The 17370-nt window shown below is 58.5% G+C and carries 12 protein-coding genes; 9 read left to right on the top strand and 3 right to left on the bottom strand.

Translation table 11 applies throughout. The annotated features are described in order from the left end of the window. Positions 1 to 80: 80 nt before the first annotated feature. The 7 genes from rpoB to LKD23_RS01515 all read left to right on the top strand — a co-directional run bounded on the left by rpoB (position 81) and on the right by LKD23_RS01515 (position 13260). Positions 81 to 3908, top strand: a complete 3828-nt coding sequence (rpoB, locus tag LKD23_RS01545; protein WP_227620039.1) for a DNA-directed RNA polymerase subunit beta — start codon at positions 81 to 83, stop codon at positions 3906 to 3908. 132 nt (positions 3909 to 4040) lie between these two features. After that, the gene (gene rpoC / locus LKD23_RS01540; RefSeq protein WP_227620038.1) at positions 4041 to 7616 is read left to right on the top strand and encodes a DNA-directed RNA polymerase subunit beta'; all 3576 of its coding nucleotides are present in this window, start codon (positions 4041 to 4043) and stop codon (positions 7614 to 7616) included. Positions 7617 to 8089: 473 nt separating this feature from the next. Beyond that, positions 8090 to 8518: a 30S ribosomal protein S12 gene (rpsL, locus tag LKD23_RS01535; RefSeq protein WP_005940205.1), complete on the top strand. Its 429-nt coding sequence runs from the start codon at positions 8090 to 8092 to the stop codon at positions 8516 to 8518. 162 nt (positions 8519 to 8680) lie between these two features. Further along, positions 8681 to 9151, top strand: coding sequence for a 30S ribosomal protein S7 (gene rpsG, locus LKD23_RS01530; RefSeq protein WP_005930552.1), 471 nt, complete (start codon positions 8681 to 8683; stop codon positions 9149 to 9151). A gap of 24 nt (positions 9152 to 9175) precedes the next feature. After that, the gene (gene fusA / locus LKD23_RS01525) at positions 9176 to 11302 is read left to right on the top strand and encodes an elongation factor G (protein ID WP_227620037.1); all 2127 of its coding nucleotides are present in this window, start codon (positions 9176 to 9178) and stop codon (positions 11300 to 11302) included. 172 nt (positions 11303 to 11474) lie between these two features. Next, positions 11475 to 12680 (top strand): elongation factor Tu, encoded by a 1206-nt coding sequence (gene tuf, locus LKD23_RS01520; protein ID WP_227620036.1) that lies wholly within the window; start codon positions 11475 to 11477, stop codon positions 12678 to 12680. Between the two features lie 229 nt (positions 12681 to 12909). Beyond that, positions 12910 to 13260, top strand: coding sequence for a cupin domain-containing protein (locus tag LKD23_RS01515; RefSeq protein WP_347475308.1), 351 nt, complete (start codon positions 12910 to 12912; stop codon positions 13258 to 13260). 63 nt (positions 13261 to 13323) lie between these two features. On the opposite strand, the gene LKD23_RS01510 is transcribed toward LKD23_RS01515, so the two are convergent. Continuing rightward, the gene (locus LKD23_RS01510) at positions 13324 to 13599 is read right to left on the bottom strand and encodes a hypothetical protein (RefSeq protein WP_227620035.1); all 276 of its coding nucleotides are present in this window, start codon (positions 13597 to 13599) and stop codon (positions 13324 to 13326) included. 249 nt (positions 13600 to 13848) lie between these two features. On the opposite strand from LKD23_RS01510, the gene LKD23_RS01505 reads away from it, so the two are divergent. Then, entirely contained in the window at positions 13849 to 14109 is a 261-nt protein-coding gene (locus LKD23_RS01505) for a ketopantoate reductase family protein (protein WP_349138488.1), read from the top strand. A gap of 14 nt (positions 14110 to 14123) precedes the next feature. Next, entirely contained in the window at positions 14124 to 14657 is a 534-nt protein-coding gene (locus LKD23_RS01500) for an LOG family protein (RefSeq protein WP_227620034.1), read from the top strand. A 52-nt stretch (positions 14658 to 14709) separates the two neighbouring features. On the opposite strand, the gene LKD23_RS01495 is transcribed toward LKD23_RS01500, so the two are convergent. Next, a complete protein-coding gene (locus LKD23_RS01495) occupies positions 14710 to 16083 on the bottom strand; it encodes a sodium-dependent transporter (RefSeq protein WP_227620033.1) in 1374 nt (457 codons plus the stop codon). A gap of 166 nt (positions 16084 to 16249) precedes the next feature. Then, on the bottom strand, positions 16250 to 17182 hold the full coding sequence (locus tag LKD23_RS01490; protein WP_227620032.1) for a carbohydrate kinase family protein: 933 nt from the start codon (positions 17180 to 17182) through the stop codon (positions 16250 to 16252). Positions 17183 to 17370 lie beyond the last annotated feature (188 nt).

Raw genomic sequence — 17370 nt, 5'->3', positions numbered from 1 at the left:
CCGAATTATGTGTGTCTGCTCAAATTCGACCTGCATTTTGCAACATCCGTAGAGTATAAAAGTAAGGAGTGGTTGATTTTATGATGAAAGTCAAGCCCGTCAAGCTCGGCAAGACCGAGCGCATGAGCTTCTCCCACATCGACGAAGTCATCAGTATGCCGAACCTCATCGAGGTCCAGAAGAACTCGTACCAGTGGTTTCTGGACGAGGGCCTGAAAGAGGTCTTCCACGACATCGGCACCATTGAGGACTATACCGGCAATCTGGCACTGAGCTTTGTGGACTTCCGCCTCGACAAGGAGCCGAAGTACAGCATCAAAGAGTGCAAAGAGCGCGACGTGACCTATGCAGCGCCCCTGCGCGTCACCGCCCGTCTGCTGAACAAGGAGACCGGCGAGGTGAAGGATCAGGAGATCTTCATGGGCGACTTCCCCCTGATGACCGACGCAGGCACCTTTGTCATCAACGGTGCAGAGCGCGCCATCGTCAGCCAGCTGGTCCGTTCTCCCGGCGTATTCTACGGTGATGCCAAGGATAAGGTAGGCAACGACCTGTACAGCGCCACCATGAACCCTAACCGCGGCGCATGGCTGGAGTACGAGACCGACGCTTCCAACGTGTTCTATGTCCGCATCGACAAGAACCGCAAGCTGCCCGTCACCGTCCTCTGCCGTGCACTGGGCCTGTCCTCCAACGAGGACATCCTGAACTACTTCGGCGAGGATGAGCGCATCCTTGCCACGCTGGAGAAGGACACCACCAAGAACACCGAGGAGGGCCTGCTGGAAGTCTACCGCAAGCTGCGCCCCGGTGAGCCTCCCACGGTGGAGTCCGCCACCAGCCAGATCAATATGCTCTTCTTCGACCCCCGCCGCTACGATCTGTCCCGGTTCGGTCGTTATAAGATGAACAAGAAGCTGTCTCTGGCACGCCGCATCATGAACCACGTCGCCGCCGAGAACGTCGTCGCTCCTCTGACCGGCGAACTGCTCATCGAGAAGGATGCCAAGATCACCCGTCAGATGGCGGAGGCCGCAGATGCAGCCGGCGTCAACATCGTCGTGCTGAACGTCGAGGGCAAGAAGGTCAAGGTCATCACCAACGGCTGTGTGGATGCACAGGGCTTCTTCTCCTTCGACGTCAAGGAATGCGGCATCAACGAGCGCTGCTCCTTCGAGGAGATCAAGAAGATCCTCGACACCACCTCCGATGTGGAGGAGCAGAAGGAGATGCTGCGCCGCAACCACGACCAGCTCATCGGCCGCACCGTCACCGTGACCGACATCCTCTCCTCCATCAACTACCTGAACGGTCTGGGCCACGGCATCGGCACCACCGATGACATCGACCATCTGGGCAACCGCCGCATCCGCAGCGTCGGTGAGCTGCTGCAGAACCAGTTCCGCATCGGCTTCTCCCGCATGGAGCGCGTCATCCGTGAGCGGATGACCCTCCAGAGTCAGGACCAGAGCGTCATCACCCCGCAGGCCCTCATCAACATCCGCCCTGTGGTGGCCGCCATCAAGGAGTTCTTCGGCTCCTCTCCGCTGTCTCAGTTCATGGACCAGAACAACCCTCTGGCTGAGCTGACCCACAAGCGCCGTCTGTCTGCTCTGGGCCCCGGCGGTCTGAGCCGTGACCGCGCAGGCTTCGAAGTCCGCGACGTCCACTACAGCCACTATGGCCGTATGTGCCCCATCGAGACTCCTGAAGGCCCCAACATCGGTCTGATCTCCTATCTGGCATCTTACGCCAAGATCAACGAGTACGGCTTCGTCGAGGCTCCCTACCGCAAGGTCAAGAAGACCTACGACGAGAACGGCAACCTCATCGATCAGGTCGTCACCGACGAGGTCGAGTATATGACCGCTGACGTTGAGGACGAGTACGTCGTGGCACAGGCCAACGAGCCGCTGGACGAGACCAAGCACTTCAAGCGTGCCCGCGTCTCCGCCCGCCGCCGCGACGACATCCTCGAGATCGACGCCGAGAAGGTCGATTATATGGACGTCTCGCCCCGAATGATGGTCTCTGTCGCTACCGCCTGCATCCCCTTCCTCGAGAACGATGACTGTAACCGTGCTCTGATGGGCTCCAACATGCAGCGTCAGGCCGTGCCTCTGATGGTCACGCAGCAGCCCATCGTTGCCACCGGCATGGAGTACAAGGCTGCGACCGACTCCGGCACCGCTGTTCTGGCCAAGGCCGACGGCATCGTCGAGAAGGTGGACGCAGACCACATTGAGGTGCGCAACGCACAGGGAGCAGTGGACAACTACGCTCTGATCAAGTTCGCCCGCTCCAACGCAGGCACCTGCATCAACCAGCGCCCCATCGTCGAGGTGGGCGAGACCGTCAAGGCCGGTCAGGTGCTGGCCGACGGCCCCGCAATGCGCAACGGCGAGATCTCTCTGGGCAAGAACGCTCTGATCGGCTTCATGACCTGGGAGGGCTACAACTACGAGGACGCTGTCCTGCTGAACGAGAAGATCGTCCGCGAGGACGTTTACACCTCGATCCACATCGAGGAATATGAGACCGAGTCCCGCGACACCAAGCTGGGACCCGAAGAGATCACCCGCGACATCCCCAACGTCTCGGAGGATGCCCTGAAGGATCTGGACGAGCGCGGCATCATCCGCATCGGCGCAGAGGTCAAGAGCGGCGACATTCTGGTCGGCAAAGTTACCCCGAAGGGCGAGACCGAGCTGACCGCTGAGGAGCGCCTGCTCCGCGCCATCTTCGGCGAGAAGGCCCGCGAGGTGCGTGACACCTCTCTGCGCGTGCCCCACGGCGAGTACGGCATCATCGTGGACGTCAAGGTCTTTACCCCGGAGAACAGCGACGAGCTGCAGCCCGGCGTGCGCGAGGTCGTCCGCTGCTACATCGCTCAGAAGCGCAAGATCAGCGTCGGCGATAAGATGGCAGGCCGTCACGGCAACAAGGGTGTCGTTTCCCGCATCCTGCCGCAGGAGGATATGCCCTACCTGCCCGACGGCACCCCGCTGGACATCGTGCTGAACCCGCTGGGCGTTCCTTCCCGTATGAACATCGGTCAGGTGCTGGAAGTCAACCTCGGCTATGCAGCCAAGGCCTGCGGCATCAAGGTCATGACCCCGGTCTTCGACTCCGCCCGCGAGGCTGACATCGGCGATACCTTCGATACCGCCCGCGAGATGTGGCACGGCGAGAACGCCCCCGCTTACCCCACCAAGCTGCCGAAGCTGATGGGCGAGAAGGGCCACATCATCGACTTCTCCAAGATCGAGCTGGACCGCGACGGCAAGACCACCGTTTACGACGGCCGCACCGGTGAGAAGTTCGACAACCGCGTCACCGTCGGCTATATGTACTACCTCAAGCTGCATCACCTCGTTGACGATAAGATCCACGCCCGTTCCACCGGCCCCTACTCTCTGGTCACTCAGCAGCCTCTGGGCGGCAAGGCCCAGTTCGGCGGCCAGCGCTTCGGCGAGATGGAGGTCTGGGCTCTGGAGGCTTATGGCGCTGCTTACACCCTGCAGGAGATCCTGACCGTCAAGTCCGATGACGTCGAGGGCCGTGTCAAGACCTACGAGGCCATCGTCAAGGGCGAGCCGATCCCGCAGCCGGGCATCCCCGAATCCTTCCGCGTCATGCTCAAGGAGCTGCAGGCTCTGGGTCTGGACGTCATCGTTCAGGACAAGGACGGCAACGAGATCGATATGCGCCAGAACTTCGACGACGAAGAGACCGGCTTTGATATGCGCGATGTTGCCGGCACCGAGACCGTCGCCAACGAGAACGAGCTGCTGAACGATTACACCATCAAGGACGCCGATGCTGGTTTCGATGATCCCTCCGTGCTGGAGGATGACAGCTCTGCCGCTGCAGAGCCCGCTTCTGACGAAGTGAACATCGACGAATAAGACCCCCCTATGAGAAAGCTGCGACCCCCTGCGCGGTGCGCGTGCTGCCGCCGCAGGGCAGGGGAGGGCAGCGGGTCTTCCAACGTCAACTGTTATCATCGAGACTATAAAGATTAAGAAAGGGTTCGTTTCATGGAAAACAACGTCTTCGATTCGATCAAAATCGGCCTTGCCTCTCCGGACCAGATCCGCAACTGGAGCTACGGCGAGGTGAAGAAGCCTGAGACCATCAACTACCGCACCCTGAAGCCGGAGCGCGACGGTCTGTACTGCGAGCGCATTTTTGGACCTACCAAGGACTGGGAGTGCCACTGCGGCAAGTATAAGCGCATCCGCTACAAGGGCAAGATCTGCGACCGCTGCGGCGTCGAGGTCACCAAGGCCAAGGTCCGCCGTGAGCGCATGGGCCACATCGAGCTGGCCGCTCCTGTGAGCCATATCTGGTATTTCAAGGGCATCCCCAGCCGCATCGGCCTGATGCTGGACATCAGCCCCCGCCTGCTGGAGAAGGTGCTGTACTTTGCAAGCTATATCGTCACCGACCCCGGCCTGACCCCGCTGGAAAAGAAGCAGCTGCTGACTGAGAAAGAGTACCGCGAGATGCGGGAGCGCTACGGTGACGAGTTCGAGGCTGCAATGGGCGCTGAGGCCATTCAGGACCTGCTGAAGGAGATCGACCTCGACCAGCTCAGCGCCGAGCTGACGGCTGAGGTGGAGAAGTCCTCCGGCCAGAAGCGGGTGCGCATCCTGAAGCGTCTGGAGGCCGTCGAGGCCTTCCGCGTTTCCGGCAACCGCCCCGAGTGGATGGTCATGGATGTGCTGCCTGTGCTGCCGCCTGACCTGCGCCCCATGGTCCAGCTGGACGGCGGCCGCTTTGCCACCTCCGACCTGAATGACCTGTACCGCCGCGTCATCAACCGCAACAACCGTCTGCGCCGTCTGCTGGAGCTGGGCGCTCCCGACATCATCGTGCGCAACGAGAAGCGGATGCTGCAGGAGGCAGTTGACAGCCTGATCGACAACGGCCGCCGCGGCCGTCCGGTCACCGGCCCCAACAACCGCGCACTGAAGAGCCTTTCCGATCTGCTGAAGGGCAAGCAGGGCCGCTTCCGCCAGAACCTGCTGGGTAAGCGTGTTGACTACTCCGGCCGTTCCGTTATCGTCGTCGGCCCTGAGCTGAAGATGGACCAGTGCGGTCTGCCCAAGGAGATGGCGCTGGAGCTGTTCAAGCCCTTCGTCATGAAGGATCTGGTCGAGAAGGGCGTGGCCAACAACATCAAGTCTGCCCGCAAGATGGTCGAGCGCACCAAGCCCGAGGTCTGGGACAGCCTTGAGACGGTCATCAAGGGCCACCCCGTCCTGCTGAACCGTGCACCTACCCTGCACCGTCTGGGCATTCAGGCCTTCAACCCCGTGCTGGTCGAGGGCCGTGCCATCAAGCTGCACCCGCTGGCCTGTACCGCATTCAACGCCGACTTCGACGGTGACCAGATGGCAGTCCATCTGCCTCTGGGCGAGGATGCCTGCCGTGAGGCCAAGATGCTGATGCTGGCTTCCGGCAACCTGCTGAAGCCTTCGGATGGCGCACCTGTCACCGTGCCGACGCAGGATATGATTCTGGGCAGCTACTACCTGACCACCGTTCGTGAGAACGAGGAGGGCGCAGGCAAGGTGTTCCGCGACGAGAACGAGGCTCTGATGGCCTACGCCGAGCACGTCATCACCCTGCACGCACCCATCAAGGTGCGCCGCACCATGGTCATCGACGGCGTGGAGCGCACCGGTCTGGTGGACGCCACCGCCGGCCGCATCATCTTCAACAACCCCGTGCCCCAGAATCTGGGCTATATCGACCGCACCGACCCGGAGCACTGGCTGGAGTATGAGGTCAGCTTCCGCGTGACCAAGAAGACCCTGCCCGACATCATCTCCCGCTGCATGACCCGCAACGGCACCCGCACGTGTGCAAAGATGCTGGACGCCATCAAGGCACAGGGCTACAAGTACTCCACCCTGTCTGCCATCTCCGTCGCTGTCTGCGACGCAGTCATCCCGCCCCAGAAGGACGAGCTGATCGCCGACGCTGACAAGCAGGTCTCTCAGGTCAGCAAGCTCTTCAACCGCGGCCTGATCTCCGAGAACGAGCGCTATGCCCAGACCATCAACATCTGGCAGGCCACCACCGACAAGGTCTCCAAGGCGCTGGCTGCAAACCTGCCCGAGGACAACGAGATCTTCATGATGGCAGATTCCGGCGCCCGTGGTTCTATGAACCAGATCAAGCAGCTGGCCGGCATGCGCGGCCTGCTGGCAAACACCGCCGGTAAGACCATCGAGATGCCCATTCGTGCCAACTACCGCGAAGGTCTGAATATTCTGGAATATTTCGTTTCTGCCCGTGGTGCTCGTAAGGGTCTGGCCGATACCGCTCTGCGTACTGCTGACTCCGGCTACCTGACCCGCCGCATGGTCGATGTCTCTCAGGAGGTCATCGTCCGCGAGATCGACTGCGGCACCACCGACGGCCTCTGGGTCTCCGAGATCCACGAGGGCAAGGAGAAGATCGAGAGCTTCCGGGAGCGCATCATCGGCCGTTACGCCGTGGGCGATGTCATCGACCCCGTCACCGGCAAGGTCATCGTTCCCGAGGGCAAGATGATCGACCTCTACGATGCCAACGACATCGAGGCTGCAGGCATCACCAAGCTGAAGATCCGCAGCCTGCTGACCTGCCGCGCCAAGATCGGCGTCTGCGCACACTGCTACGGCAGCGATATGGCAAACGGTGAACCCGTCCAGCTGGGCGAGTCCATCGGCGTCATCGCTGCAGAGTCCATCGGCGAGCCGGGCACTCAGCTGACCATGCGTACCTTCCATACCGGCGGTATCGCATCGGCTGAGGATATTACGCAGGGTCTTCCCCGTGTTGAGGAGCTGTTCGAGAGCCGCCGTCCCAAGAGCATGGCCATCATGAGCGAGATCTCCGGTGTCGTCTCTCACGACGATACCAAGAAGAACGTCGTCATCAAGGTCACGGGCAAGGACGAGACCGGCGCCGAGGTCGTCAAGAGCTACTCCATCCCCTTCACCCAGCACGCACGCGTTATGCCGGGCGACCGCGTGGAGAAGGGCGATATCATCACCCGCGAGGGCGTCCTGTATCCGCAGGATATTCTGGCCATCAAGGGTCTGAGCGACGTCCAGAACTACCTCATCAGCGAGGTCCAGAAGGTCTACCGTCTGCAGGGCGTTGAGATCAACGATAAGCATATCGAGGTCATCGTCCGTCAGATGTGCCGCAAGGTCCGCGTGACCGACTCCGGTTCTTCCGACCTCATCGGCGGCGCTCTGGCAAACCGTCTGGAGGTCGAGAACATCAACGCCGAGCTGCAGAAGCGGATCGACGCAGGCGAGCAGGGCATCAAGCTGGTCGAGTATCAGCAGGTGCTGCTGGGCATCACCAAGGCTGCTCTGGCCAACGAGTCCTTCCTGTCCGCCGCTTCCTTCCAGGAGACCACCCGTGTGCTGACCGAGGCCGCCATCAAGGGCAAGGTCGATCCGCTGGCCGGTCTGAAGGAGAATGTCATCATCGGTAAGCTCATCCCCGCAGGTACCGGTCTCCCGGAGGTGCGTGAGGATCTGGCCCGCCGTGAGGCAGAGCGTGACGCCGAGGTCGCCGCTGAGCAGGCAGCTGCTGCGCAGCAGTAATGTTCCGTCACAGCATTCTGTAAAGTAAATACGAAGAGCCGTCTTTGCGGAGCGCATCCGCAGGGGCGGCTCTTTTTGTGTAAGCCAAAGGCTCCCCCTTTGGGGGAGCTGGCGCGAAGCGCCTGAGAGGGCAAGGACGCTGCCGGAAAATTGCAGGAGCTGCGATAGTATCGCTCTGACAAAAGCCAATGCATATCGCTGGGCGGATGCTCTTTGGAAACAGGCTTGCCCTCTCCGTCATCGCTGACGCGATGCCACCTCTCCCAAGGGGAGAGGCCGGAAGGGACGGGCATTTTGCCCTAAAAAATGAGCCAAGAATCATTTCGGCGAATAAAACAAAAAAATATTGGAAAAACTGTTGACATTCCTGATGAAAACGGGTATTATATAACTGTTGCGCGTCCCACACAGGGATAGTGCGGCAAAAAAGTCGGAAAATATCCGATGTTCATCATTAAGAAAGGAGAAAACCAATGCCTACTTTTAACCAGCTTGTACGCAAAGGCCGTCAGGTCCTGGCTACGAAGAGCACTGCTCCCGCCCTGCTGAAGAGCTACAATTCTCAGAAGAAACAGTATTCTGATCTGAACAGCCCCCAGAAGCGCGGTGTCTGCACTGCAGTCCGTACCATGACCCCCAAGAAGCCTAACTCTGCTCTGCGTAAGGTCGCCCGTGTCCGCCTCACGAATGGTATCGAGGTCACCTCTTACATTCCCGGTATCGGCCATAACCTGCAGGAGCACTCCGTCGTGCTGATCCGTGGCGGTCGTGTTAAGGACCTGCCCGGTGTGCGTTACCACATCATCCGTGGTACTCTGGATACCCAGGGTGTTGCAGGCCGTAATCAGGCCCGCTCCAAGTACGGCGCAAAGCGTCCTAAGGCCGGTGCTGCAAAGAAGTAATTGAGGAACGAACCGCCATAAACGGCTTTCCATTATATAAATAACAAGTCCGCAGAAAGTGCGGAGGGCAACAGTTTATGTAAGGTCAGCTCTTTGTGACACAACGGGAGTTTTATTACTTTCGAGTACCGATGATATCATTCTGTGAAGGAGGGAAGAAAGATGCCTAGAAGAGGTAACATTGCTAAGCGCGATGTCTTAGCTGATCCTATTTACAATTCCAAGATGGTCACCCGTCTGGTCAACAGCGTCATGCTGGACGGCAAGAAGGGCGTCGCTCAGAAGATCGTTTACGAGGCTTTCTCCATGATTCAGGAGAAGACCGGCAACGATCCTCTCGAGACTTTCGAGAAGGCGATGGAGAACATCATGCCCAGCCTCGAGTGCAAGACCCGCCGCGTTGGCGGTGCTAACTACCAGGTTCCTCTGGAAGTCAGCCCTGCCCGCCGCGAGACTCTGGGCCTGCGCTGGCTGACTGCTTACAGCCGCAGCCGTGGTGAGAAGACCATGGCACAGCGTCTGGCTGCTGAGATCATGGATGCTGCCAACAACACCGGCAACGCCGTGAAGAAGCGCGAGGATACCCACAAGATGGCCGAGGCCAACAAGGCTTTCGCTCATTTCCGTTATTGATCTGTTCTGTAGGAGGTTAATTTCATGGCTACTCCCAGAGAAGTTTCTCTTCAGATGACGAGAAATATCGGCATTATGGCCCACATCGATGCTGGTAAGACGACCACTACCGAGCGTATTCTGTACTACACCGGCATCAACCACAAGATCGGCGAGGTTCACGACGGCGGCGCTACCATGGACTGGATGGTTCAGGAGCAGGAGCGTGGTATCACCATCACCTCCGCAGCTACCACTTGCTACTGGAGCCACTCTGAGACTCAGAAGGATCCCGTTGCATTCAAGAAGAATCGTCACCGCATCAACATCATCGACACCCCGGGCCACGTTGACTTCACCGTTGAGGTCCAGCGTTCCCTGCGCGTTTTGGACGGCTCTGTGACCGTTCTGGCTGCTAAGGGCGGTGTCGAGCCTCAGTCTGAGACCGTCTGGCGTCAGGCTGATGAGTACAAAGTCCCCCGCATGGTGTACGTCAACAAGATGGATACCATGGGTGCTGACTTCTTCCGCTGCATCAAGATGCTGCACGATCGTCTGCACGCCAACGGCGTGGCCATCCAGCTGCCTATCGGTCAGGAGGATACCTTCCGTGGTATCGTTGACCTGGTCGATATGAACGCTGAGGTCTACTACGACGATATGGGCAACGATATGCGCACCGAGCCTATCCCTGAGGATATGCGCGAGCAGGCCGAGGAGTACCGCAACATCCTCGTTGAGGCTGTTGCTGAGAACGACGAGGCTCTGATGGAGAAGTACCTCGAGGGTGAGGAGATCACCCGTGAGGAACTGAAGGCTGCCATCCGCAAGGAGACCATCGCCAATACGCTGGTTCCCGTCGTCTGCGGCTCTTCCTACAAGAACCGCGGCGTGCAGAAGCTGCTGGACGCTATCGTTGACTATATGCCCGCACCTACCGATGTCGAGGACATCAAGGGTGTGAATCCTGAGACCGAAGAGCAGGAGACCCGTCCGTCTTCCGACGACGCTCCCTTCGCAGCTCTGGCCTTCAAGATCGCTACCGACCCCTTCGTTGGTAAGCTGGCATACTTCCGCGTCTATTCCGGTAAGGTCGAGGCAGGTACTACTGTCTACAACTCCGTGAAGGACAACAAGGAGCGTATGGGCCGCATCCTGCAGATGCACTCCAACCACCGCAAGGACATCGACTGCTGCTACGCAGGCGATATTGCTGCTGTCGTTGGTCTGAAGAACACCACCACCGGTGATACCCTGTGTGATGAGAATCATCCCATCATTCTGGAGTCCATGAAGTTCCCCGAGCCTGTTATCCGTGTCGCCATTGAGCCTAAGACCAAGGCCGGCAACGAGAAGATGGGCATCGCGCTGGCAAAGCTGGCCGAGGAGGATCCTACCTTCAAGACCTACACCGATGAGGAGACTGGTCAGACCATCATCGCCGGCATGGGCGAGCTCCATCTGGAGATCATCGTCGACCGTCTGCTCCGTGAGTTCAAGGTGGAGGCTAATGTCGGCGCACCTCAGGTCGCTTACCGTGAGACCATCCGCAAGGAGGCCAATCAGGAGACCAAGTACGCTCGTCAGTCTGGTGGTAAGGGCCAGTACGGTCACGTCAAGATCAAGATCGAGCCGAACGAGCCCGGTAAGGGTTATGAGTTCGTCAACGCCATCGTTGGCGGCGCTATCCCGAAGGAATACATCCCGGCTATCGACAACGGTATTCAGGGTGCTATGAAGTCCGGCGTTCTGGCAGGTTATCCTGTCGTTGACGTCAAGGTCACCCTGTGGGATGGTTCTTATCATGAGGTCGACTCCTCTGAGATGGCCTTCTCCATCGCAGGTTCTATGGCCTTCAAGGATGCTATGCGCAAGGCTGATCCTATCATCACTGAGCCTATCATGAAGGTTGCTGTCATCGTTCCCGATGAGTATCTGGGCGATGTCATCGGCGATCTGAATGCTCGCCGTGGTCAGATCCAGGGCATGGAGGCAATGGCTGGTACCCAGCGTGTCAACGCCTTTGTTCCTCTGGCTCAGATGTTCGGTTACGCCACCGACCTGCGCTCCAAGACGCAGGGCCGTGGCCAGTATGTCATGGAGCCGTCTCACTACGAGCCGGTGCCCAAGAACATCGCCGACCAGATCATTGCTGGCCGCACCAAGGGCTGATCGTTGAAAAACGGATAAAGATTTTGCCGGGGTAGTATAGCTCCGGCAAAATTTCCTGTAAAAACACTTGATTTTACAGGTGGAATTTAGTAGAATAGTTTTGCAATGCAATTCTGTATTAGCAGGACTGTTGTAACCAATATCAAAACCTAATTTAAGGGAGGATATTCCAATGGCTGAAAAGGCAAAGTTCGACCGTTCTAAGCCGCATGTTAACATCGGCACCATCGGTCACGTTGACCACGGCAAGACCACTCTGACTGCCGCCATCACCAAGTACCTGGCTCTGAAGGGCGACGCAGACTTCATGGACTACGCCAACATCGATAAGGCTCCTGAGGAGCGTGCTCGTGGTATCACGATCAACTCCGCTCACGTTGAGTATCAGACCGACGCTCGTCACTATGCTCACGTTGACTGCCCGGGCCATGCTGACTACGTCAAGAACATGATCACTGGTGCTGCTCAGATGGACGGCGCTATTCTGGTCGTTGCTGCTACCGACGGTCCCATGCCCCAGACCCGTGAGCACATCCTGCTGGCTCGTCAGGTCGGCGTGCCCTATATCGTTGTCTTCATGAACAAGTGCGATATGGTCGACGACGAGGAGCTGCTGGATCTGGTCGAGATGGAGATCCGTGAGCTGCTGAGCGAGTACGACTTCCCGGGCGATGACACCCCGATCATTCGTGGTTCCGCTCTGAAGGCTCTGGAGTCTGACTCCAAGGATCCCGATGCTCCCGAGTATGCTTGCATCAAGGAGCTGATGGATGCTGTTGACTCCTACATCCCCAACCCGGATCGTGAGGAGGACAAGCCCTTCCTGATGCCCATCGAGGACGTCATGACCATCTCCGGCCGTGGTACTGTTGCTACCGGTCGTGTTGAGCGTGGTATGGCCAAGGTTGGCGATGCAATGGAGATCGTCGGCATCAAGCCCGATCGTCTGAGCACCACCATCACCGGTCTGGAGATGTTCCGTAAGTCTCTGGACTTCGCTGAGGCTGGCGATAACATCGGCGCTCTGCTGCGTGGTGTTGATCGTACTCAGATCGAGCGTGGTCAGGTTCTGGCTAAGCCCGGTTCTGTGCACCCCCACAAGGTCTTCGAGTCTCAGGTCTACGTTCTGACCAAGGACGAAGGCGGCCGTCACACCCCGTTCTTCTCCAACTATCGTCCTCAGTTCTACTTCCGTACCACCGACGTGACCGGCATCATCACCCTGCCGGAAGGCACCGAGATGTGCATGCCTGGCGATAACGTCATGATGCACGTTGAGCTGCTGACCCCCGTCGCTATGGAAGAGGGCCTGCGTTTCGCTATCCGTGAGGGTGGCCGTACCGTTGGTTCCGGCGTCGTCGGCAAGATCATTGAGTGATTTTGTCCTTGAACGTCAGTTCTAAGGCGAACTAAGCACTTATAAAGTCCTTCCCATTCCGGAGAGTGGGAAGGACTTTTTTGTTTGTATCCTCTCCGATCCCAATCGCACCCTGCCGGAAAAACGGAAGACCATCCTTCGCCATCCGCTCCAAAAAGCTCCTTGTCATCCGTCTGCCGGGCCGCTATAATAAAAGAAAAAGCCGCTGTCTGGCGGCGGAAAACGAGGAATGGATATGAAGCTTCCCGAGAAGAAACAGCGCTGGGTCTACCATGCAGAGGCCCTGCCGCAGGCGGCAGGCGAGGGCGTCACCCGCCGGGTGTTGGCCTATACCGACGGTCTGATGTGCGTGGAGAACACCTTCGAGAAGGGGGCTGTGGGCGCACTCCACCATCACCCCCACACCCAGATCACCTATGTGGTGTCGGGTGCGTTCGAGTTCACGGTGGACGGCGTGACTCACACCGTGCGGGCCGGGGATACCATCCTGAAGGAGGACGGCGTGGAGCACGGCTGTGTCTGCACCGAGGCTGGCATCCTGCTGGACATCTTCACCCCCATGCGGGAAGACTTCGTGTAAAATAAAATGGGCCGCAGCCTTTCCCCTCGCGGGGTGGGCTGCGGCCCATTTTTGTGCGAAAAATCAGGCGGCAGTAGAAGAAGCGACCTCAGAGGAAGCAGCCTCAGAAGATGCAGCCTCGCTGGAGACCTCAGATGCGGCCTCAGAAGATGCAGCCTCGCTTGCAGCCTCGGAGGAAGCGCTGTTCTCCTCAGCGACAGCGGAGGAAGCGGAGGTCTCGGACTGAGCAGAAGCAGCCTCAGAGGTGGAAGCAGCGGTAGAAGAAGAGCTGCCGCAGGCAGTCATGCTGACAGCAAGGACCAGAGCAGCAACGGTAACAGCAACATTCTTGAGTTTCATATGAAAAATCTCCTCATATTTAAAAATAGTTTTGCGGGAGGGCCGTACAGGCAAGGCCCTTCTGCAAAAAGATATTCTAGTCCGTTTTCGAAAAAAATCAAGCCCTTTTTGGGCAAAGATTCTATTTGCCGGAGAGATTCTACACTTTTGTTATAACTTTTCGATAAAAGTCAAAGATTTTTGACGTTCAAAAATAAAACACAACGAGCTTTTCCGGAAGAGGAAAGCGTGGTATAATAGCTTCATGATATGCAGCGGGTGGAGGCTGTGTCCGGTAAGGGCTGTGCCGTCAAGCCATCGGCCCGCTATTCGACCCTGCAGGATCTGGACGCCGGACGCCACACCGAGATCGATATGTTCTCGGGCGCACTCATCCGGATGGGCAGGGAGCTTGGCATCCCGACGCCCTACAATGAGTTCGCTTACCACATGATAAAGGCGCTGGAAGAAAAGAATGACGGCAGATTTGACTACAGCGGCCCGGATCAGGAAATGACATGGGCAAGATGAGGAGAGAAAAGGGAATGAATATCACAGTCTATCTGGGGGCGAACGAGGGCAATGACCCGGCCCTGAAGCAGGCCGTCGAGGAGCTGGGCCGGTGGATCGGCGAGAGCGGGAACGCTCTGGTCTATGGTGGCTCCCGCAGCGGCCTGATGGGCCGCCTCGCCCACAGCGTCCTGACGGCGGGCGGCGAAGTGACCGGGGTAGAGCCGCAGTTCTTCATCGACTCGGAGGTGCAGTACGACGGCCTGACAAAGCTCATCGTCACGAAGGACATGACCGAGCGGAAGACCCGGATGATCGAGCTGGGCGACGCCTTTATCGCCTTTCCGGGCGGCACCGGCACGCTGGAAGAGATCGCCGAGGTGATGTCCAAGGTCTCGCTGGGCTATCTCGACGCGCCCTGCATCCTCTACGACCTCGACGATTACTACGCCGGACTGAAGGCCCTGCTGGCCCATATGGTCGAGACAGGCCTGTCCAGCCCCGCGCGGCAGAAGGGCATCTGTTTCGCAAAGAATTTGGACGAGATAAAAAGTCTCCTGCAAGCATAAAGAAAAAGCGCTGGAAGCCTTTAGACCGCTTCCAGCGCTTTGTTTTTGCTGTTTACATGGAGATGACGCCGAGGGCGTTGGCCACCGAGCTGACAAGGATGATGGCCGCGAAGATGGGGCAGAGATACTTTATCATAAAGTTGAAGATGCGTCTGCGGCGGAAGGGCTTGCCGTCCAGCGTGACCTCCTCTTCGATCTTCTCCACACCGATGACCCGGGACACCAGCAGGCAGGTGGTGATGGCCGCAATGGGCATCATGACGGAGTTGGTGAGGAAGTCGAAGAAGTCGAGGAACTGCATCCCGAAGACCGTGAACCGGGCCAGCGGGCCGTAACCCAGAGCCGACAGACTGCCCAGCACCAGCATGATGATGCCGATGAGGATGGTGGCCTGTTTGCGGTCCCAGCCCAGCTCGTCCTCAAAGGTGGAGACGGCGCTCTCGGTCAGAGCAATGGAGCTGGTGACAGCGGCGAAAAGCACCAGCGTAAAGAAGAGGATGCCCACCACCGTGCCGAGGCCCATGCTCTCGAACACCTTGGGGATGGTGATGAACATGAGGGCCGGGCCGGCCTGCAGAGTGTCCGGGTCGCCGCCGGAGAAGGAGAAGACCGCCGGAATGATCATCAGGCCCGCCATGATGGCGATGGCGGTATCAAAGACCTCCACGTTTTCGGTGGACTCCTCGATGGAGACGTCCTTCTTCATATAGGAGCCGAAGGTGACGAGGATGCCCATAGCGATGGAGAGGGAGTAGAACATCTGCCCCATTGCGGTCACGACGGTCATCCACGAGAAGTTGGCGATGTTGGGCACGAGGAAGTATTTCACACCCTCCAGCGCGCCCGGACGGGTGACGGAGTAGCCTGCGATGACGACGGAGAGCACCACGAGGATGGGCATCATCACCTTGGACACCCGCTCCACGCCGTTGCGCACGCCCGCAAAGATGATGGAGAGGGTAAAGACGGTAAAGATGGCGAAGCAGATCTCCGCCGACGGGCCGCTGGAAATGAAGGCGGAGAAATAGCCGTCCGCCGCCAGCTCACTGCCGTGGCCACCGATGTAGTCGGCCAGATACCGGATGACCCAGCCGCCGATGACCGAGTAGTAGGGGACGATGAGGATGGGGATGATGGCGTTGATCCAGCCGCCGAAGGAAAGCCCGCCCGTTTTGCCGAAGGAGGCGAACGCGCCCACCGGGCTTTTCTTGGTCATCCGGCCCAGCGCCGTCTCGGCCACGATCATAGTGTAGCCGAAAGTGAAGGCGAGGATGATGTAGATGAGCAGGAAGATGCCGCCGCCGTACTTGGCCGCAAGATAGGGGAAGCGCCAGATGTTGCCGAGGCCCACCGACGCGCCTGCAGCGGAGAGAACGAATCCGATCTTGCCCGAAAAGGCGCTCCGCTTGTGCTGTTTTTGATTCATTGGATTTTCCTCTTTTCACAAATTCAATACCCCCAGTGTATCACAGCCGGGGAGGGGATTCAACCGATTTTCCGATAAGAAGCAGAAGATCCATCGAAGGAATCGAAGGGTCGTATCAAAAAATGAGCACAGAAGCAGAAGCTCCTGTGCTCAGAGGGAGGCAGCGTCAGTCCACCACCGGTACATCCAGCCCGAATTCCAGCGGGCGGAAGCGGGGGCAGACGTTTTCAGTGATGCAGATGACCGAGGCGGCGAGGCGGCTGCCGATCTCGCAGGACTGGGCCAGATTCTTGCCGTAGGTCAGGCCGATGACCGTCCCCGCAAAGAAGGCATCGCCTGCGCCGGTGGTGTCGATGACGTCCACCTTCTTGGCGGGCACGACGCCGCAGGCCCCGTCGTGCTGGGCGTAGACGGCCCCCAGACCGCCCATCGTCACCACCATGCTGGTCATATTGGCGCTGTGGACGTTCCGGGCTAGTACCTGAGCCATCTGGGTGGGGGAGAGGTGGCCGTAGTCGTCCGAGAAGAGCAGCCCGGCCTCCTGCTGGTTGCAGACGAAGCAGTCGATCTGCTGCAGATAGTCGCGGCGCTCCATGGCGATGCTCATGTTGGAGACGGCGGCAAAGACCTTCTTTTTGTACTTCTTGGCGTAGTGGAGCACCTGCTTGACGGTCTCTTTCTCGAGGTCCAGCTCGATGGCGATGCTGTCGCAGTCCCGGAAGATCTCGTCGCCCTTCTCTTCCAGCAGGGTGGTCAGAGGGGTGGTGTCGGGCCGCTTGGAGATGGCCGCGTGGACGTCGCCGTCGTTGTTGAAGATGGCCAGCCATGTGCCCATGCCGTCGGGGACTTTCTGGATGTATCGGGTGTTGACCTTGTGGTTGTCCAGCTTGTCGATGACGTCCTGCCCCATGCCGCTGTCATCCACAAGGCTCACGAAGGTGGGGCGCAGCTCCACGTTGGCAATGTCCTCCGCCACGTTCCGGCTCACGCCGCCGTGCACCTGCTCCATCCGCCCGGCGTTCCGTCCGCCGGGGATGTAGGTGGAGAGAGGATAGCCCTTGATGTCCACAAAAACTGCGCCGATGACTACGATTCCCATAGTTTTGATTCCTTTCCGAAGTATAGCAGTTTGCGTTTTTAATGCATAAGCAACATCCGCAAACTGCATATCGCAAATATGCTATTTTGATAGGCACTATTTTTGAAAATTGCGATAAACGCTCTTTGGGTCTTATTATACTGTATTTTACAGGGAGAATCCATCTTTTTACCATTTCTTTGTCCGAA

Source organism: Faecalibacterium butyricigenerans (assembly GCF_020687345.1).
Lineage (GTDB): Bacteria > Bacillota > Clostridia > Oscillospirales > Ruminococcaceae > Faecalibacterium > Faecalibacterium butyricigenerans.
Note: the sequence above shows the minus strand (reverse complement) of the source record. Positions and strands in the feature narration are given on the sequence as shown.